The following is an 18,602-nucleotide window of genomic DNA, read 5'->3' on the forward strand; positions in this document are numbered from 1 at the left end:
CGCACACCCTCCGGCCGACCGGAGGGATGGAGAAGGGCAGTGCAGTGCTCATTGCGCTCCCAGCGTGCGGTTCGGCGAGGCTCACGTACCCCGGAGCCGGGGTCGGCGGCCCGCAGCATCGCATACTCGGGGGTGCGCCCGGACAGCTCAACCTTTGGCCCTTGCTTGCACGGACAGGCAGGGCCTGAGCAGGTCAGAAGCAGGTCGCAGGAGACAGGTCCGAGGAACGCCGGGGAGAGACCGCGGCCGGGAGAGGGGCACGAGTGGGTGCCCCCCAACCGGTCGCTCACCCGAATGGGTGAACGGTGTCAGAGGCGTTCGGGGGTCCTGATACCGAGCAGCGCCATGCCCCGGTGGAGCGTGCGGGCCGTCAGGTCGACGAGGAACAGCCTGTTCTCGACGACCTCCGGCGGGTTCGCGTCGCTCAGCACCTGGCACTGGTCGTAGAACGTCGTCAGATGCGACGCCAGCTGGTACAGGTACGCGGCCAGTTTGTGCGGCTCGTACCCCGCGGCCACGTCCAGGAGCAGCTCGCCGAACTGGTCCAGGTGCAGCCCCAGCGCACGCTCCGCCGGAGCCAGCGCCAGCTCCGGGTGGGCCACCGGACGCGCGTCCCCGGCCTTGCGGAGGATCGACTGGATACGGGCGTACGCGTACTGGAGGTACACGCTCGTGTCGCCGTTCAGCGACACCATCTGGTCCAGGTCGAACTTGTAGTCCCGGACGGCGGACGTGGACAGGTCCGCGTACTTCACGGCGCCGACCCCGACGAACCGGCCGTTCTCGACGATCTCCTCCTCGGAGAGGCCCATCTTCGCGGCCTTCTCGCGGACCACCGCCGTGGCACGGTCGATCGCCTCGTCGAGGAGGTCCACCAGCCGGACCGTCTCGCCCTCACGCGTCTTGAACGGCTTGCCGTCCTTGCCGAGGACCGTGCCGAAGGCCAGCTGCTGCGCCTTGGTGTCCTCGTTCAGCCAGCCCGCCCTGCGAGCCGTCTCGAAGACCATCTTGAAGTGCAGCGACTGGCGCGCGTCGACCACGTACAGGAGCGTGTCCGCCTTCAGGTCGAAGACGCGGTTCCTGATCGCGGAGAGGTCGGTCGCCGCGTAGCCGTAGCCGCCGTCCGACTTCTTCACGATCAGCGGGACCGGGTTGCCGTCCGGGCCCTTCACGTCGTCGAAGAACACGCACAGGGCGCCTTCGGAGCGGACCGCGACGCCTGATTCTTCGAGGAGGCGACAGGTCTCGTCCAGCATGTCGTTGTAGCCCGACTCGCCGACGATGTCCGCGTCCCGGATCTCCATGTCCAGCTTCTCGAAGACCGAGAAGAAGTAGACCTTCGACTCGTCGACGAACCGCTGCCAGGTGGCGAGCGTGTGCGGGTCGCCCGCCTGGAGGTCGACCACCCTGCGGCGGGCCCGCGTCTTGAACTCCTCGTCGGAGTCGAAGTGCGTGCGCGCGGCCTTGTAGAGGCGGTTCAGGTTCGACATCGCCTCCTCGCCCGTCTCCGCGGAGTCCGCCGAGCGGTCCAGCTCGTGCGGGTGCTCGTCCAGGTACTGGATGAGCATGCCGAACTGGGTGCCCCAGTCGCCGATGTGGTGCCGCCTGACGACGCTCTCGCCGACGAACTCCAGGATCCGCACGACCGCGTCGCCGATCACCGCGGAGCGGAGGTGGCCTACGTGCATCTCCTTCGCCACGTTCGGCTGGGCGTAGTCGATGACCGTCGTGCCCGGGTGCGCGGCGAGCGGCACGCCGAGGCGGTCCGCCGGGTCCGCGGCGCGGGCCGCGAGGGTTTCCGTGATCGCGCGGTCCGTGAGGGTGATGTTCAGGAAGCCGGGGCCCGAGACCTCGATGTCCTTGATCAGGTCGTCCGTGACGACCTGGGCGACGACCTGGGTCGCGAGGTCCCTGGGGTTGGCCTTCGCCTTCTTCGCCAGGGCGAGGATTCCGTTGGCCTGGAAGTCCGCCCTGTCGCTGCGTCGCAGCAGCGGGTCCGCGGCCGCGGGCTCCGGCAGGGTTGCCGTGAGGGCGGTTGCGAGGCGCTGGTGGACGTGGGCGGTGAGGGACGTGACCGGGGGCATGGGGTGGGTGCCGTTCTCCTCGTGGGCATGGATCAGGCCAGTATCCCACGGGGGGCAAAGGGGTTTTTCGCCCCCGCCGCCCCTACCCGTTCCCGTCCACGCATGGGGCTGCGCCCCTCGCCCCCTTGTCGCGCTTGCGCGCTCGTCCTCAAACGCCGGACGGGCTGAGTGGGTAGCCCCTCCGGCGTTTGAGGAGCGGGGGTTCGGGGGCTGGCCCCCGAGTCAGTGACGGGAAGGGTAGGGGCGGCGGGGGCGAGGAAAAGGCGTTTTCGTGGTTGAGGGCCTAGCTGGGACAATGGCGCGGTCAGCCGTGTCAACCGTAGGAAAGAAGGACGTGCCGATCGTGGCTCAGAGCACCGAGACCACCGACTGGGTCTCCCGTTTCGCGGATGAGGTCATCGAGGAGTCGGAGCGCCGAGCCCCGGGCAAACCCGTCGTCGTCGCGTCCGGACTGTCGCCCTCCGGCCCCATCCACCTGGGCAACCTGCGCGAGGTCATGACCCCGCACCTCGTCGCGGACGAGATCAGGCGGCGCGGGCACGAGGTCAGGCATCTGATCTCCTGGGACGACTACGACCGGTACCGCAAGGTGCCGAACGGCGTCCCGGGGGTCGACGCGTCCTGGGCCGAGCACATCGGCCGGCCGCTGACCGCGGTCCCCGCCCCGGAAGGCTCCGCGTACGCGAACTGGGCCGAGCACTTCAAGGCCGCCATGGTCGAGGCGCTCGCCGAGATGGGCGTCGAGTTCGACGGGATCAGCCAGACCGAGCAGTACACCTCGGGTGTCTATCGCGAGCAGGTCCTGCACGCGATGAAGCACCGGGGTGACATCGACGCGATCCTCGATCAGTACCGGACCAAGAAGACGCCCCCGAAGAAGCAGGGGCAGAAGCCTGTCGACGAGGCCGAGCTCGAAGCCGCCGAGGGGTCGGGTGCCGCGGCCGAGGACGACGGCACCGGGTCCGCCGGGTACTTCCCGTACAAGCCGTACTGCGGCGGTTGCGGCAAGGACCTCACCACCGTCACGGCCTACGACGACGACACCACCGAGCTGACGTACAGCTGCACCGAGTGCGGCTACGAGGAGACCGTCCGGCTCAGCGAGTTCAATCGCGGCAAGCTCGTCTGGAAGGTCGACTGGCCGATGCGCTGGGCCTACGAGGGCGTCGTCTTCGAGCCGAGCGGTGTCGACCACTCGTCCCCCGGGTCGAGCTTCCAGGTCGGCGGGCAGATCGTCGGCAGCATCTTCGGCGGCAAGCAGCCCATCGGGCCCATGTACGCCTTCGTGGGGATCTCCGGGATGGCGAAGATGTCGTCCAGCAAGGGGGGCGTGCCGACGCCGGGTGACGCGCTGAAGATCATGGAGCCTCAGCTGCTGCGCTGGCTCTACGCCCGCCGCCGGCCCAACCAGTCGTTCAAGATCGCCTTCGACCAGGAGATCCAGCGGCTCTACGACGAGTGGGACAAACTGGAGGTGAAGGTCGCCGACGGGTCCGCCCTGCCGGGGGACGTCGCCGCCCACGCGCGCGCCGTCGGCACCGCGGCCGGGGAACTCGCCAAGACGCCCCGGCCGATGGCCTACCGCACGCTCGCCTCCGTCGCCGACATCACCGCCGGCGCCGAGGACCAGACCCTGCGCATCCTCGGCGAGCTCGACCCCGCGCACCCGATCACCTCGCTCGACGAGGTCCGGCCGCGGCTCGACAAGGCGGAGGCCTGGATCAACACCCAGGTCCCCGCCGACCAGCGGACCGTCGTGCGCAAGGACGCGGACGCCGAACTCCTCACGTCCCTCGACGACCAGGGCCGCGCCTCGCTGCGGCTGCTGCTCGACGGTCTCGACACGCACTGGTCGCTGGACGGGCTCACCCACCTCGTCTACGGCGTTCCGAAGGTCCAGGCCGGTTTCTCCGCCGACGCCACGCCCAAGGAGCTCCCGGCGGAGATCAAGGTCGCCCAGCGCACGTTCTTCGCGCTGCTCTACCACCTGCTGGTGGGCCGCGACACCGGCCCGCGCCTGCCCACCCTGCTGCTCGCGGTGGGCCAGGAGCGGGTGAGGAAGCTGCTCGGCGCGTAGTTCTTGTTCCTGTCCGTACGCGGAAGGGGGCGCCCGGTGAACTCCGGGCGCCCCCTTCCGCGTACGGACAGGACCTAGGCGATGTGGTCCTCCTGGAGCTCCGCCGTGTGGCGGTTGGTGAAGCGGTTGACCATCCGGTCGGCCTCGCGCTGCGGGAGCGTGGTGCCGTACGTGTCCTCCACGTTGCCCCGGAACTGGCCCGAGGTCGGATAGCTGCCGTCTATCGACTTCTTGAAGACCAGGTAGTAGTCCTCCTCGGTCGGCTCCGTGCCGCCGCCCGCGCCCAGCTCACGCGTACGGCCGGGACCGGCCGGGATCGGGAACGTACCGGTGTCCTCCGGGGACGGCTCGGGGGCCGGGTCCTGCGGCTCCTGCTCCGCGTACTGCTGCTGAGGGAAGGCCTCCTCCTGCTGCTGCGGGAACGCCTCCTGCTCGAACCGCCGACGGTCCTGGAACCGCCGCTCGTCCCGGAGCCGTTGCTGCTCCTCGAACTCCTCGGCCTGCTGCTGCTCCGCGTACCACTGGGTGTACGCGGCCTCCGGGTCGTACGTCGGGTCGTAGCCGCCCTGGTACTCGACGGACTGGGGGTCCCGAGACTGGAGCCACTGGTTCTGCGGCTCGGCCCGGTCCGGCTGCTCAGCCGGCTCGGTGAACTCGTCGCTCTCGGGAGCGGGGCGCCGCGCCCGGTCGGGAGCCGCGTCCTCCCGTGCGGCCGGTGCCGCCGCGGGGGTGCGGGCGCCCGCGGACGCCTCGGCCGGTTCCAGCGCGGGCTGCGGCGCCGGGGGCAGCAGCGCCGGCTCGATGCCCGCCGCCGCGAGGCCGGAGGGCGCGGTCTCGGCCAGGGGGACGCCGTAGCGGGCGAGCCGCAGGGGCATCAGGGACTCCACCGGGGCCTTGCGGCGCCAGGAGCGGCCGAAGCGGGAGCGCAGCCGCGCCTGGTAGACGAGTCGTTCCTGCTCCAGCTTGATGACCTGCTCGTAGGAGCGCAGCTCCCACAGCTTCATCCTGCGCCACAGCAGGAACGTGGGCAGCGGGGAGAGCAGCCAGCGGGTGAGGCGCACGCCCTCCATGTGCTTGTCGGCGGTGATGTCCGCGATCCGGCCGATCGCGTGCCGGGCCGCCTCCACGGAGACCACGAACAGGATCGGGATGACCGCGTGCATGCCCACGCCGAGCGGGTCCGGCCAGGCGGCGGCGCCGTTGAAGGCGATCGTCGCGGCCGTCAGCAGCCAGGCCGTCTGCCGCAGCAGCGGGAACGGGATCCTGATCCAGGTGAGGAGCAGGTCGAGCGAGAGCAGGACGCATATGCCCGCGTCGATGCCGATCGGGAACACGTAGCTGAAGTTCCCGAAGCCCTTCTCCAGGGCCAGTTCACGCACCGCGGCGTAGGAACCGGCGAAGCCGATCGCCGCGATGACGACCGCTCCGAAGACCACCACACCGATGAGGATCTTGTGCGTCTTGGTGAGCTGCATAGGCGCGGCCACCCGTACTCCCCTCCCCTTACGACCTGTTGCGCGCAACAGAGTGGCACATGTGTACGGGGTGCGGATGCCCGGTACGGGTGGAGCCCGGCCTCCGTGGGGGCCGGGCTCCACCAAATGTCCTGGTAGGGCTGCGAGTGGGAGGGCGGTCGAACTGGACGCCGAAGTTCCCGACTCGGGCCCCGCGTCAGTCCTTCTTGGTGGCGGACTTGCTGGGGCTCGCGTCGTCGTCGGCGCCGCCGAGGTCCGAACCCTTGCCGGAACTCCCGCTCGCGGACTTGCTCGGCGACGCGCTCGCGTCGGACCCGGACCCGGACCCGGACGTGGCCCCGCTGTTGCCGCCGTTCGCGGTCACGACCGCCTGGACGGCCTCCTTCGCGGCCTTCTCCGCCGCCTTCGTCAGATCGGCGGCCTTCGGGGAGTCGTTGCCCGCGAGGCCCGCGCCGTTGTAGTCGACCGTCACGACGACGTTCTCCACGCGCGTCACGAGCGTCTGCTGCCGGAAGGTGCCTTCCTTCTTCTTCAGGTCGTACGTCACCAGCGTCGCCTCGTTGCCCGTGCCGGACACCGGCTGCGACTTGGTGTTCTTCGCGTCCTCGACCGCACGCGCGTCCTCGGCGTGCTTCGTGTAGTACTCCGAGGCCAGCTTCTCGCCCGTGCCCCGGCTCTGGTCCGACTCGAAACGCAGCAGCGACACGTTCAGCCAGCGGAACTGCGAGCCGTCCACGCCCTTGTTGTCCAGGCTGTCCCAGGAGCAGTTGCCACGGGTGCTGATGTCTTCGGACTTGCCTTCCTTGCCGGACTTGGTGCCCTCCGGGACGAGCTCCTTCAGAGTCTTCGACGAGAACACCTTGCACGGCTCGGGAAGCTTCGCGTACGTCGCCTCCTTCACCACCGCGGCCGCCTCCGTGGCGGAGGACGACGCCGAGGAGCCGGAGTCCTTCTTCGCGTCGTCGCCTGAGCCGTCGCCGGAGTCCGAGGAGCAGCCGGAGGCGACGAGCATCACCGGGAGGGCGGCCGCCCCGACGAGGACGCGGGTGAGTCGCTGACGGTGTCGCTGTACGGATCGGTGCATGGTTCCTTCACTCAAGACGCTCGGGTGTACGTGCGGACGGCCGCGTTCTCCGCCTGACCGCACTCGGTCGGGTCCGAGGAGCCACGGTAGCCCGAACGGGACATGTGCGGCTCAGGTTCCGCCGAGGCCGAAACCTCCGCCGAACGTCTCTAATCGCTGAACGACTCGGCGAGCTGACCCGCCAGTTTCCGCGCCCTGTCCTGCATGTCCTTGCTGCTCGGGACGTCCGTCGTGGTCGCCGGCTGCTCGTCGTACTGGATCGTCACGACCACGTTGGACGTGCGGAACACCACAGTCACCGTGCGCTGCTTGGAGTCGTTCAGCGCGTCGTCGAGGAACGCCGTGTTGCCCAGGCCGTCGAGCGTGCGGGGCTGGAGGGCGCTCGGCGTGGAGCCCGGGACGCCACTGGCGGAGGGGTCCGCGGAGCCGGTCCCGTCCGCGGAGGAGCTGCTGTCACCTCCGGCGCCGGCGCCCGGGGTCGATCCGGAGCCGGACCCGGGCGACTCGGAGGCATCGGGGGCCTCGGTCGTGGCGGAGGGCGACGCGGCCGGTGCCGGAAGGTCCGCCGCCACCTCCTTCTTCGCGTAGATCTCCTCCGCGCGGTCGTCGTCGCTCACCGTGTTGTCGTACGAGACCACCCGCTCGAAATCCACCAGGAGATGGTCGGTCGCGGTCGCCGACTCCGCCTTCCAGCGGCAGCCGACCTTCCGGTCCGTGTCGTACGTGACCGTCGCCGTGCCCTCGTAGGCCTTCTCGCGCTGCTCCTCGTCCGTGAGCTGCTTGATGCCCGGCAGCAGGGAGTCCAGGGTGCTGTGCGACACCGCGTCGCAAGGCTCCGGGAGGGTGCGGTACTTGCCGGGCTGTGCCGCGGCGGCCGTCGACGTCGTGCCGCCCGGCTTCGGGTCGTCCTGACCGCCGTCCGGCGATCCGCCGGTGCAGCCGGCCAGCAGCGCCGCGAGGAGCGCGGTGACGCCGGGTACGTACGCCTTCCGCTGCACGGTGGGGCTCCTCTCGACGGGTCGATCGACTGTGCTCACGACCAGGGTGTCCTGTGGTTATTCGGTTGCCGCACGGGGGTGGCCCCTGGAGACAATGTGTATCGCACGCACTGCCGTGGACGCCGGTCCGTTGTCCCAAACGTTGGCCTTGGCGCCGGTTTTGCGATGTAAGACTTCTGTTGGTTTTTCGGGGGAATGAGGGCGATATGTCGTACGTGGAGATGCCGGGGGCGAAGGTTCCGATCCGTATGTGGGCGGACCCGGCGTCGGTGGAGGAAGGGGCGATGCAGCAGCTCCGCAACGTCTCCACGCTCCCCTGGATCAAGGGCCTGGCCGTCATGCCGGACGTGCACTACGGAAAGGGCGCGACGGTCGGATCGGTCATCGCGATGCGGGGTGCGGTGTGTCCGGCGGCGGTCGGCGTGGACATCGGCTGCGGCATGTCCGCGGTCAGGACGTCCCTGACGGCCAACGACCTGCCGGGCGACCTGTCCCGGCTGCGGTCGAAGGTGGAGCAGGCGATTCCGGTCGGGCGGGGCATGCACGACAGCCCGGTCGACCCCGGCGGCTTCCACGGTCTCGCCACCGCGGGGTGGGACGACTTCTGGGGACGGTTCGACGGGGTCGCGGAGGCGGTGAAGTTCCGTCAGGGGCGGGCCACCAAGCAGATGGGCACCCTGGGCGGCGGAAACCACTTCTGGGAGTTCTGCCTCGACTCGGACGACTCGGTCTGGATCATGCTGCATTCCGGTTCCCGGAACATCGGCAAGGAACTCGCCGAGCATCACATCGGTATCGCGCAGAAGCTCTCGCACAATCAGGGGCTGATCGACCGGGACCTCGCCGTATTCATCGCGGACACACCGCAGATGGCGGCGTACCGGCACGATCTCTTCTGGGCGCAGGAGTACGCGAAGCACAATCGCGCGATCATGATGGCGATCTCGAAGGACGTCGTCCGGCGGGAGTTCAAGAAGGCGAAGGTGACCTTCGAGCCGGAGATCTCGTGCCACCACAACTACGTGAGCGAGGAGCGGTACGAGGGCGTGGACCTGTTGGTCACCCGCAAGGGCGCGATCCGCGCGGGCTCCGGCGAGTACGGCATCATCCCCGGCTCGATGGGCGCCGGTTCGTACATCGTGAAGGGTCTCGGCAACGAGAAGGCGTTCAACTCCGCCTCGCACGGCGCGGGCCGGCGCATGAGCCGTAACGCGGCCAAGCGCCGCTTCACGACCAAGGACCTGGAGGAGCAGACGCGGGGCGTGGAGTGCCGTAAGGACTCCGGTGTCGTGGACGAGATCCCGGCGGCGTACAAGCCGATCGAGCAGGTCATCGACCAGCAGCGGGACCTGGTCGAGGTGGTGGCGAAGCTGAAGCAGGTCGTGTGTGTGAAGGGGTGACGGAGCGATGACGGGGGGCTGACGAGTCCATGCCGCGTGGATTCATGTGGATTCACGTGGCGCGAAATCCATGCCGTATGAATTCATGCGGCATGGATTTCGTTCTGTTCCACGGTCGGTCGTCGGGTTTCGTCGTCACTTCGCGTGCATGACCGCGTAGATCATGACGAACGCCACTATGTGGATGCCGAAGAGGAAGTACGCGAGGTACCACCAGACATAGCGTTCGTCCTTCTTCTCCTGGGCCAGGCGGCGCTGCTCCCGGTCCCGGGCGGGCTCGGGGGCGGGCTCGGCGTCCGGCACTACAGCTCCCTGTGGACCTTCGTGTTGGAGGCCTGGGCCCGGGGACGTACGACCAGCAGGTCGATGTTGACGTGCGAAGGGCGCGTGACCGTCCACGTGATCGTCTCGGCGACGTCCTCCGCGGTGAGCGGCTCGGCCACCCCGGCGTAGACCTTCGCCGCCTTCTCGGTGTCGCCGCCGAAGCGGGTCAGGGCGAACTCGTCGGTGCGCACCATGCCCGGCGCGATCTCGATGACCCGGACCGGCGTCCCGACGATCTCCAGACGGAGGGTCTCGGCGAGGACGTGCTCGGCGTGCTTGGCGGCCACATAGCCGGCGCCGCCCTCGTAGGTGCCGTGGCCCGCGGTCGAGGAGACGACGACCACCGTGCCGTCGCCGGACGCGGTCAGCGCCGGCAGGAGGGCCTGGGTGACGTTCAGCGTGCCGATGACGTTCGTCTCGTACATCTGACGCCACTCCGCGGGGTCGCCGGACGCGACCGGGTCGGCGCCGAGCGCGCCGCCCGCGTTGTTGATCAGGACGCCGATCTTCTTGAAGGCCGTCGCGAACTCGTCGACCGCCGCGCGGTCGGTGACGTCCAGCGCGTACGCCATCGCCTCGCCGCCCGCCGCGCCGATCTCCTCCGCGAGCGCCTCGATACGGTCCTTGCGGCGGGCCGTGAGAACCACCCGGTAGCCCGCGGCCGCCAGCTGCCGGGCCGTCGCGGCACCGATTCCGCTGCTCGCGCCGGTGACGACGGCGATACGGGACGCGGCGGCGGGCGCGGCGGATGCGGCGGCGGTCATGGGTGCTCCTCGGCGGAGGGGGGCGGGCGGGGCGAACTGCGGCCGCCGCTCGCTCGTACGGTCGATTGCTCTCCCGGCCAGGATAGGCGGGCCCGCCGGGCGGACGGACGTCTCACCTGATGGGCGGCGCCTGGGGGGCGGCCGGGGTGGCATACATGCGTTGACCCGGGTACGGGATCCGGCGGGCCGACGTGGAGGACATGGGACATGCGGAATTTTTCTGCGCGGGATCTTTGTGTGCGGGGGGTGGCGGTCGTCGTGGCGGCGACCGCGGTGGTGGTGGCTGCGGGGGGTGTGGCCGGTGCGCGCGCGGGCGGTGCGGGTGCGGGTGGTGCGCCCGAGGCCGATCTCGCGTTTCACGGGCGGCTTTGGATGGACGACGGGCGGGTCGAGCTGCGGATGACCCCGCAGAACCATGGCCCCGTCGGGGTCGACGACGCGACGGTACGGCTGCGGTGGTCGGCGCCGCTCGCGGACGAGCAGCGGTTGCCGGCCGGCTGCGCGCGGTCGGGGGCGCGGGCCGTGCTGTGCCGGACGGGGGCGTTGCCGGCGGACGGGTGGGGGCGGACGCTCACCCTGGCGGTGCGGCTTCGGGGGGAGCCGGGGGAAGTGACGATGGGGATCGATGCGGTGTGGGGTGGTGGGGCGGTGGATCGCAATCATCGGAATGATCGGCGGGAGGTGTTGGTGCTGGATACGGGGGACAGCTACGCCTTTTAGGGCTTGCTGTCCTGGCTTGCCTGCTTGGCTTGGTGGGGGTGTTCGCGCCGTTCCCCGCGCCCCTGGGTGGGTGGGGCCTGGGGTGTGAGTTTGGGTGCGAGGGCGGTGGGGCGCCCCGTTAGGGGCGCGGGGAACTGCGCGGCTCGCCCCCACCGGGCCCGCACCGGAACATCTGGGCTCAGCCCCCGGTCTTTCAGGGGCGCGAGGAACTGCGCGGCCAACCCCCACCGGCCCGCAGCCGGACTCTTGCCTCAAGCCCTCACCCCCTAGGGGCGCGGGGAACTGCGCGGCCAACCCCCACCGGCCCGCAGCCGGACTCTTGCCTCAAGCCCTCACCCCCTAGGGGCGCGGGGAACTGCGCGAAAGGGCCCCCGCCGGGGCGCGGGGGATCGGTGGTGGGAATAGGGCGGGTGGGGGAGTCGTTCAGGGGTATAGTTGAATCGTCAACAACCTGGAGGATGAGGTAGCCATGCAGTTCGGGATCTTCACCGTCGGCGATGTCACGCCGGACCCCACCACGGGCCGGACCCCGACCGAGCATGAGCGGATCAAGGCCATGGTCGCCATCGCGCAGAAGGCCGAGGAAGTCGGACTCGACGTCTTCGCGACCGGCGAGCACCACAACCCGCCGTTCGTGCCGTCGTCGCCGACCACCATGCTCGGCTGGGTCGCCGCCCGCACCGAGAACCTCATCCTCTCCACCTCCACCACCCTCATCACCACCAACGACCCGGTGAAGATCGCCGAGGACTTCGCGATGCTCCAGCACCTCGCGGAGGGGCGCGTGGACCTGATGATGGGGCGCGGCAACACCGGCCCGGTCTACCCCTGGTTCGGCAAGGACATCCGCCAGGGCATCAACCTCGCCGTTGAGAACTACGCCCTGCTCCACCGGCTGTGGCGCGAGGAGACGGTGACCTGGGAGGGCAAGTTCCGTACGCCGCTGCAGTCGTTCACCTCGACGCCGCGGCCGCTGGACGGCGTACCGCCGTTCGTCTGGCACGGCTCGATCCGCTCGCCCGAGATCGCCGAGCAGGCCGCGTACTACGGGGACGGGTTCTTCCACAACAACATCTTCTGGCCGGCCGACCACACCAAGCAGATGGTCGAGCTGTACCGGTCGAGGTACGCGCACTACGGGCACGGCACGCCCGAGCAGGCGATCGTCGGGCTCGGCGGGCAGATCTTCATGCGGCGCAACTCGCAGGACGCGGTGCGGGAGTTCCGGCCGTACTTCGACAACGCGCCGGTGTACGGACACGGGCCGTCGCTGGAGGACTTCACCGAGCAGACGCCGCTCACGGTCGGCTCGCCCGAGCAGGTCATCGAGAAGACGCTGTCCTTCCGGGACTACGCCGGTGACTACCAGCGGCAGCTGTTCCTCGTGGACCACGCCGGGCTGCCGCTGAAGACCGTGCTGGAGCAGATCGACATGCTGGGCGAGGAGGTCGTGCCCGTGCTGCGGGAGGAGTTCGCCAAGAGGCGGGCCGCCGGGGTGCCGGACGCGCCCACGCACGCGGCGCGGGTCGCTGCCGCCGCGGCGGCCGAGGCGGGCCAGGAGGCGACCGCGTCATGAAGCTGGTCGTCGTCTCGGCGGGGCTGAGTGTTCCGTCGTCCACGCGGTTGCTGGGGGACCGGCTTGCCGCGGCGGTTTCGGCCGAAGCCGGGGCCGGGGGTGGGGTCGAGGTCGAGGTGGTCGAGTTGCGGGATCTCGCGGTCGAGATCGCGCACAACCTGACCACCGGGTTTCCCGGGCCGGCGCTCGGAGCGGCGTTGTCCGCGGTGACGGAGGCGGACGGGCTGATCGTGGTGACGCCGGTCTTCTCCGCCTCGTACAGCGGGCTGTTCAAGTCGTTCTTCGACGTCCTGGACCGTGACGCGCTGACGGGGAAGCCGGTGCTGGTCGCCGCGACCGGGGGGTCTGCCCGGCACTCGCTGGTGCTGGAGCATGCGATGCGGCCGCTGTTCGCGTATCTGCGGGCGGTGGTGGTGCCTACCGGGGTCTATGCGGCTTCGGAGGACTGGGGGGCGGAAGGGCTGGCCGAGCGGATCGGGCGGGCTGCGGGGGAGTTGGTCGGGCTGATGTCGGGTGGGGGGTTCGCCGCGACTCGGCCTTCGGCTCCGGAGGTGGTGCCGTTCGCGGAGCAACTCGCGGCGTTGCGGGTCCCGTAGGGGCGCGCGCCCGATGCCCGGCTGCGGGCTGGTGGGGGCTGGTCGCGCAGTTCCCCGCGCCCCTGAAGGGCCGGGGGCTGGGCCTGAATGGTCAGCTGCGGGTCCGGTGGGGGTTGGCCGCGCCGTTCCCCGCGCCCCTGAGGGGGTGGGGGCTGGGGGTGAGAGTTCGACTGCGGGCCGGTGGGGGTTGCTCGCGCAGTTCCTCGCGCCCCTGGAAGGCCGGGGGCTGGGCCCGGATGGTTGGGTGCGGGTTCGGTGGGTTGGTCGCGCCGTTCTCCGCGCCCCTGAGATATGGGTGCGGGTTCGGTGGGGGTTGCTCGCGTCGTTTCTCGCGCACCTTGCGGGGGCTGGGGGCGCAGTCGGAATCCGTACCCCCGCCCCCACCCTCCCAGGGGCGCGGGGAACTGCGCGGCCGACCCCCACCGGACCCGCAGCCGAACACCGGGGCCCAGCCCCCACCCCCTAGGGGCGCGGGGAACTGCGCGAACGGCCCCCGCCGGGCCCGCAGCCGGACACTCGAACCCGGGCCCTCAGGGGCCCGTCGTTCGGGGGCCCGGGACGTGGGGGCCGCCTGGTAGCGCGCGGCGGAGTTTGCGGGTTCGGCGGCGGGTCCAGGCCGACGCGCGGGCGCGGTGGCGGGCCCACGCCCGGCGCCCCCGCGTGGACGCAAGCTCCGCGAACAGATCCTCGTAGCGCCCCACGATCGGCTCCGCGTCGTAGCGGTGCGAGCCCGCCAGCGCCGCCTCGCCCATGGCCAGCCGCAGCCGCTCGTCCGTGATCAGGTCGAGCATCGCCTCGGCCAGCGCGCGCGAGTCGCCCATCGGCACCAGCCGCCCGTCGACCCCCTCGGTGATGATCTCCGCAGGTCCCAGCGGACAGTCCGTGCTGATCACCGGCACCCCGCAGCGCATCGCCTCGACCAGCGTCATCCCGAACGACTCCGCGTCCGAGGCCGACACCACCATCGCCGCCTTCGCGAACTCCGCCTCGATGGGCGTGTACGGGCCCATGAGGCGTACATGCCCCGAGAGCCCGAGGCCGTCGACCAGGTCCTGGAGGTGGTCGCGCTGCGCGCCGCCGCCGTAGATCCGCAGCCGCCAGTCCGGTTCCTTCGAGGCGACCGCGGAGAAGGCCTCTATCAGCAGGTCGAAGCGTTTGCCGGGGACCAGCCGGCCCGCCGCGGCCACCACCTTCGTCGTCTCGTCGCGGATGATGCCCTCGGGTGCCGGCACGATGTTCGGCACGGCCGCGACCCGCACCCCCGGCAGGGTCATCCGCTGCCGGTACACCTCCGCGTCCGCCTCCGTGGTCGTCACCACCGCGTCCAGCAGGCGGTAGTGCCGCGCCAGCACGCCCCGCAGCCGCTTGGTGTGCTGGTCGTGCCGCAGGTGTTCCTGGGCGATGCGCAGGGCCCGGCGCGGCGCGAAGAGGGAGACGTAGACGTTGATTCCGGGGCGGGTGCCGATGATCACGTCGGCGTCGCTGTCCGAGAGATACGCGGCGGCCCGCCGGTCGGTCAGGCGCGTGTACTGCGCGTACCGCTTGTCGGAGTCCGGGAAGTCCGTCGCCGGGAGCGCGTAGTCGGGGTCGGTGAGGTCCGCGCTGTCGTCCCGTTCGTCGACCAGCGGTACGACCGTGATCCGCGGGTCGATGGTGAACCGCGGCTCGGCCCGGTGCCGCCGCATGGACACGATCTCCACGTCATGGCGGTCGGCGAGCGCCGCCGCGAGATTGAGTGTCGTACGCACGGTCCCCCCGATGGCGTACGCGTTGTGCAGCAGGAACACGATCTTCGTGCGGCCCGTACGGCTGCGCCCCATACGGTTCATTCGCTTCGCGGCCTCCTCGTCTGCCGTACGCTCCGTGCGTTCCGTACGCTCCGTGCGTCCAGTGCGCTTCATCGGTGCGTGGCCCTCCCCGTCGCAGCGCTCGCCCCCGGCACAGGGGACACAGTGGCGGGGCGAGGTAAGCCACCGGTCCCGGCGGGGTGAGAGCCGGGTAAGAGGCCCGGCCCCAACCCCCCTTCATCAGGTAGTACGTACAGAAGTGCTTGGCAGACTGGTCCCGTGCCCCACAATCTGCTGCTCGCCGAGGACGACCGCGCGATCCGCCACGCCCTGGAACGGGCCCTGAGCCTGGAGGGATACGAGGTCACCGCCGTCGCCGACGGTGTCCAGGCGCTCGCGCAGGCCCACCGCACCCCTCCTGACGTGCTCGTTCTCGATGTGATGATGCCCGGCATCGACGGCCTCCAGGTCTGTCGCGTCCTGCGTGCCGAGGGCAACCGCACCCCCATCCTGATGCTCACCGCGCTCGTCGAGACCGCGGACCGCATCGCGGGCCTGGACGCCGGCGCCGACGACTACGTGGTCAAGCCCTTCGACGTCGAGGAGGTCTTCGCCCGGCTCCGCGCCCTGCTCCGGCGCACGGGCGCCCCCGACGACGTACCCAGCGAACCGCAGCGGGCGCCCGGCGGCCAGGTCGCCGCCGCGGGCCTGCGTCTCGATCCGCAGGCCCGGAGGGTCTGGCGGGGCGCGCGGGAGATCGAGCTGACGCGCACCGAGTTCGACCTGCTGGAGCTGCTCGTCCGCAACGCGGGCATCGTCCTGGACCACACCACCATCTACGACCGCATCTGGGGATACGACTTCGGGCCAGGTTCCAAGAACCTCGCCGTGTACGTCGGCTATCTGCGGCGCAAGCTCGACGAGCCCGGTGCGGCGGCCGGTGCGCCCGGTGCGTCTACCGTGCCCTCGGTGATCCACACCGTGCGGGGCGTGGGGTACGTGCTGAGGGAGGACTGAGTGCGGCCCACGGGTGTGCGGACCGGGCGTCCCGGCCGGTTCGGGCGGTGGGTGGCGCGGGCCCGGCTGTCGTCGCTGCGGACCACCTTCACGGTGTCGTTCGCGGCCGTCGCGGCGGCCGTCACCGTCCTCGTCGGGTTCCTGTCGTACGACGCCGCCGCCCGGCTGGTGCGCGTGGACCAGCAGACCGTGTTCGAGGGCGTCGTACAGGATCTGCTGGACGAGGTGCGCCGCAACCCGCTGGAGCCCGCGGACTTCGCCACGGCCGGTGCCGGCGACGGCCCGCGCGGCGAGCTCGTCCGGCCCAGCGGCACGGTCGTCCAGGTCCTGGGGCCCGACGGATCGGTCGTCGACCGGGGCCGCACCCCGCTGCCCGTGGACGCCGCCGACCGTCCGATCGCCGCCGCGCGGGCCGCCGGGCGGCTGGTGGAGCACCGGGACGTCGACGTCGGCGACGACGTCTACCGCGTCGCGACCGTCTCCCTCGGCGGCGGGCGGGGCGCCGTACAGGTGGCGCAGGAGTTCAGCGGTACGGAGGATCTGCTGCGCGACCTCCAGCAGCGGACCGTGCTGCTCGTGGGCGCCGTGGTGATCGCCGCGGGCCTCTTCGGCTGGTGGCTGGCCCGGCGCATCACCTCGCGTCTTGTGCGGCTCGCGGGGGCCGCCGAGGACGTGGCGCGCACCGGGCGGCTCGGCATCCAGGTGCCGGTCGCCGGGTACGACGAGGTGGCCCGGCTCGGCCGTTCCTTCGACCGCATGCTGGGCCGTCTCGCCCAGTCCGAGGACGACCAGCGGCGCCTCGTCCAGGACGCGGGCCATGAGCTGCGTACGCCCCTGACCTCGTTGCGCACGAACATCTCGATCCTGCGCCGGATCGACGAACTGCCGCCCGCCGTACGCCAGGAGCTGGTCGACGACCTCGCCCAGGAGTCCCGTGAGCTGACCGACCTGGTCAACGAGCTGGTCGCGCTGGCGGCCGGCCAGTCCGACACCGAGCCGCCGCGGCGGGTGGCCCTCGGCGACCTCGCGGACGACGTGGCGGTGGCGGCGCGCCGGCGCACGGGGCGGGCCGTGACGGTACGGGTGTCCGGGGACACGGCGGTCGACGGGCGGCCCGCGGCGCTGCAGCGGGCGATGTCCAACCTGGTGGACAACGCGGCGAAGTTCGACCGGGGCGGGAGCGGGCCGATCGAGCTCGTCGTGACGCGCGCCGACCGTGACACCGTCCGGGTCGAGGTCCTGGACCGCGGGCCCGGTATCGCCCAGGCGGATCTCGACCGGGTCTTCGACCGCTTCTACCGCGCGCCGGACGCGCGCAGCCTGCCCGGTTCCGGGCTCGGCCTCTCGATCGTCCGCGAGGTGGCGGCGGCGCACGGGGGAGAGCCGTTCGCCGGGCGCCGGGAGGGCGGCGGCTCGGTGACGGGCTTCACCGTCGCGGGCGGAACGGTCCCGTAGCCGCCGGTCTAAGGGTTTCGTAACCGCCGGTCGAACGGTTTCGTAGCCGCCGGCCGACCGGATCGTTCGGCCGGCGCGGCTGTCGTGACGGGCGTGACGGGTGTGACGGGCGCGGCTGTCATGACGGTCATGACGGGCGTGGCTGTCGGCCCGCCGGCTGCGGGGCCGCCGTCACCAGCCCTCCCGCAGGTCGTCGTCCTCGCCTTCCTCCAGGAGCGTCGCCGCCTCGCCCACGATCCTCGGGTCCGGTTCCCCGACCACCTCGTGGTCCTTGCCCGTGTAGTCGAAGCGGGCCAGCACACTGCGCATGGCCTCGACGCGGGCCCGCTTCTTGTCGTTGCTCTTCACCACGGTCCACGGGGCCTGCTCGGTGTCCGTCTCGCGGAACATGGCGACCTTCGCGGCGGTGTAGTCATCCCACAGGTCCAGCGAGGCGAGGTCCATCGGGCTGAGCTTCCACTGCCGTACGGGATCGACCTGGCGGATCGTGAAACGGGTGCGCTGCTCGCCCTGCGACACCGAGAACCAGAACTTCACCAGGTCCACGCCGTCGTCGACGAGCATCCGCTCGAACCCGGGCGCCTGCCGCATGAAACGGCGGTACTCGTCGTCCGAGCAGAAGTCCATGACCCGCTCGACGCCCGCGCGGTTGTACCAGGAACGGTCGAAGAGCACGATCTCCCCGGCGGTCGGCAGATGCTCCACATAGCGCTGGAAGTACCACTGCCCGCGCTCGCGTTCGGTCGGCTTCTCCAGGGCCACCACCCGGGCGCCGCGCGGGTTCAGATGCTCGGTGAAGCGTTTGATCGTGCCGCCCTTGCCGGCCGCGTCCCGCCCCTCGAAGACGACGACGAGCCGGCGCCCCGTCTCCTTGATCCAGCTCTGCAGCTTCAGCAGCTCGATCTGCTGCAGCCGCTTGTGCAGGTCGTACTCCGCGCGCTCCATGCGCTCGGCGTACGGGTAGTTCTCGCGCCAGGTGTCCACCGGGGTGCCGTCGGGGCGGATCAGCACCGGGTCGTCGTGGTCGCTGTAGTCGACGCTCATGCCACTCAGCAGTTCGGTCATGTCTCTCCCCAGGAGGGCCGGCAAGGAGTGGGCATGTGTGCGATGGAAGCAAGCGGAGGAGTACGGGCGGCGAAGTCCAGGTAAACGACCCGCGAGATTGTGGCGAGGGCGGTGGGGGAGCGACGGTCGGCGCGAGGAGGCCGGGCGCATCGCGGGGGTGTTCAGGGGTGTTGCTGAGTA

General features: G+C 70.8%; 15 protein-coding genes. 7 read left to right on the forward strand and 8 right to left on the reverse strand.

Annotated features, from left to right (window positions below; genetic code table 11):
- Nucleotides 1-308: 308 nt before the first annotated feature.
- Entirely contained in the window at nt 309-2,084 is a 1,776-nt protein-coding gene (argS, locus tag J8N05_RS08790) for an arginine--tRNA ligase (RefSeq protein ID WP_210881868.1), read from the reverse strand.
- A gap of 334 nt (nt 2,085-2,418) precedes the next feature.
- Here argS and lysS point away from each other — a divergent pair, with 334 nt between their 5' ends.
- Entirely contained in the window at nt 2,419-4,161 is a 1,743-nt protein-coding gene (gene lysS / locus J8N05_RS08795) for a lysine--tRNA ligase (protein WP_210881869.1), read from the forward strand.
- A gap of 74 nt (nt 4,162-4,235) precedes the next feature.
- Here lysS and J8N05_RS08800 read toward each other — a convergent pair whose 3' ends face one another.
- From J8N05_RS08800 to J8N05_RS08810, 3 genes are all read right to left on the reverse strand, one after another.
- The gene (locus tag J8N05_RS08800) at nt 4,236-5,636 is read right to left on the reverse strand and encodes a DUF2637 domain-containing protein (RefSeq protein WP_210890084.1); all 1,401 of its coding nucleotides are present in this window, start codon (nt 5,634-5,636) and stop codon (nt 4,236-4,238) included.
- Nucleotides 5,637-5,832: 196 nt separating this feature from the next.
- A complete protein-coding gene (locus tag J8N05_RS08805; RefSeq protein WP_210881870.1) occupies nt 5,833-6,720 on the reverse strand; it encodes a DUF3558 family protein in 888 nt (295 codons plus the stop codon).
- Between the two features lie 149 nt (nt 6,721-6,869).
- Nucleotides 6,870-7,718 (reverse strand): DUF3558 domain-containing protein, encoded by an 849-nt coding sequence (locus tag J8N05_RS08810; protein WP_210890085.1) that lies wholly within the window; start codon nt 7,716-7,718, stop codon nt 6,870-6,872.
- Between the two features lie 206 nt (nt 7,719-7,924).
- On the opposite strand from J8N05_RS08810, the gene J8N05_RS08815 reads away from it, so the two are divergent.
- Nucleotides 7,925-9,118 (forward strand): RtcB family protein, encoded by a 1,194-nt coding sequence (locus J8N05_RS08815; RefSeq protein ID WP_210881871.1) that lies wholly within the window; start codon nt 7,925-7,927, stop codon nt 9,116-9,118.
- A gap of 135 nt (nt 9,119-9,253) precedes the next feature.
- On the opposite strand, the gene J8N05_RS08820 is transcribed toward J8N05_RS08815, so the two are convergent.
- Complete coding sequence (locus J8N05_RS08820) at nt 9,254-9,421, reverse strand: hypothetical protein (RefSeq protein WP_210881872.1); 168 nt, start codon at nt 9,419-9,421, stop codon at nt 9,254-9,256.
- On the reverse strand, nt 9,421-10,206 hold the full coding sequence (locus J8N05_RS08825) for an SDR family NAD(P)-dependent oxidoreductase (RefSeq protein WP_210881873.1): 786 nt from the start codon (nt 10,204-10,206) through the stop codon (nt 9,421-9,423). Before J8N05_RS08825 ends, J8N05_RS08820 begins: the two co-directional genes overlap by 1 nt.
- A gap of 237 nt (nt 10,207-10,443) precedes the next feature.
- On the opposite strand from J8N05_RS08825, the gene J8N05_RS08830 reads away from it, so the two are divergent.
- The 3 genes from J8N05_RS08830 to J8N05_RS08840 all read left to right on the forward strand — a co-directional run bounded on the left by J8N05_RS08830 (nt 10,444) and on the right by J8N05_RS08840 (nt 13,098).
- Nucleotides 10,444-10,926: a hypothetical protein gene (locus J8N05_RS08830; RefSeq protein ID WP_247706689.1), complete on the forward strand. Its 483-nt coding sequence runs from the start codon at nt 10,444-10,446 to the stop codon at nt 10,924-10,926.
- 469 nt (nt 10,927-11,395) lie between these two features.
- Complete coding sequence (locus J8N05_RS08835) at nt 11,396-12,502, forward strand: LLM class flavin-dependent oxidoreductase (RefSeq protein ID WP_210881875.1); 1,107 nt, start codon at nt 11,396-11,398, stop codon at nt 12,500-12,502.
- Nucleotides 12,499-13,098: a CE1759 family FMN reductase gene (locus J8N05_RS08840; protein ID WP_210881876.1), complete on the forward strand. Its 600-nt coding sequence runs from the start codon at nt 12,499-12,501 to the stop codon at nt 13,096-13,098. The genes J8N05_RS08835 and J8N05_RS08840 overlap by 4 nt, the downstream gene beginning before the upstream one ends.
- 530 nt (nt 13,099-13,628) lie before the next feature.
- Here the strand turns inward: J8N05_RS08840 and J8N05_RS08845 are convergent.
- Nucleotides 13,629-14,927, reverse strand: coding sequence for a glycosyltransferase family 4 protein (locus tag J8N05_RS08845; protein WP_210881877.1), 1,299 nt, complete (start codon nt 14,925-14,927; stop codon nt 13,629-13,631).
- A gap of 237 nt (nt 14,928-15,164) precedes the next feature.
- On the opposite strand from J8N05_RS08845, the gene J8N05_RS08850 reads away from it, so the two are divergent.
- Nucleotides 15,165-15,902: a response regulator transcription factor gene (locus J8N05_RS08850; protein ID WP_210881878.1), complete on the forward strand. Its 738-nt coding sequence runs from the start codon at nt 15,165-15,167 to the stop codon at nt 15,900-15,902.
- A 15-nt stretch (nt 15,903-15,917) separates the two neighbouring features.
- Nucleotides 15,918-17,357, forward strand: a complete 1,440-nt coding sequence (locus J8N05_RS08855; RefSeq protein WP_384272520.1) for a sensor histidine kinase — start codon at nt 15,918-15,920, stop codon at nt 17,355-17,357.
- A gap of 171 nt (nt 17,358-17,528) precedes the next feature.
- On the opposite strand, the gene ppk2 is transcribed toward J8N05_RS08855, so the two are convergent.
- Nucleotides 17,529-18,422 carry a polyphosphate kinase 2 gene (gene ppk2 / locus J8N05_RS08860; protein WP_210881879.1) on the reverse strand — a complete coding sequence of 298 codons (894 nt, stop codon included), beginning with the start codon at nt 18,420-18,422 and terminating at the stop codon, nt 17,529-17,531.
- Nucleotides 18,423-18,602 lie beyond the last annotated feature (180 nt).

Origin of the sequence: Streptomyces liliiviolaceus, assembly GCF_018070025.1 — a bacterium.
Classification (GTDB): Bacteria; Actinomycetota; Actinomycetes; order Streptomycetales; family Streptomycetaceae; genus Streptomyces; species Streptomyces liliiviolaceus.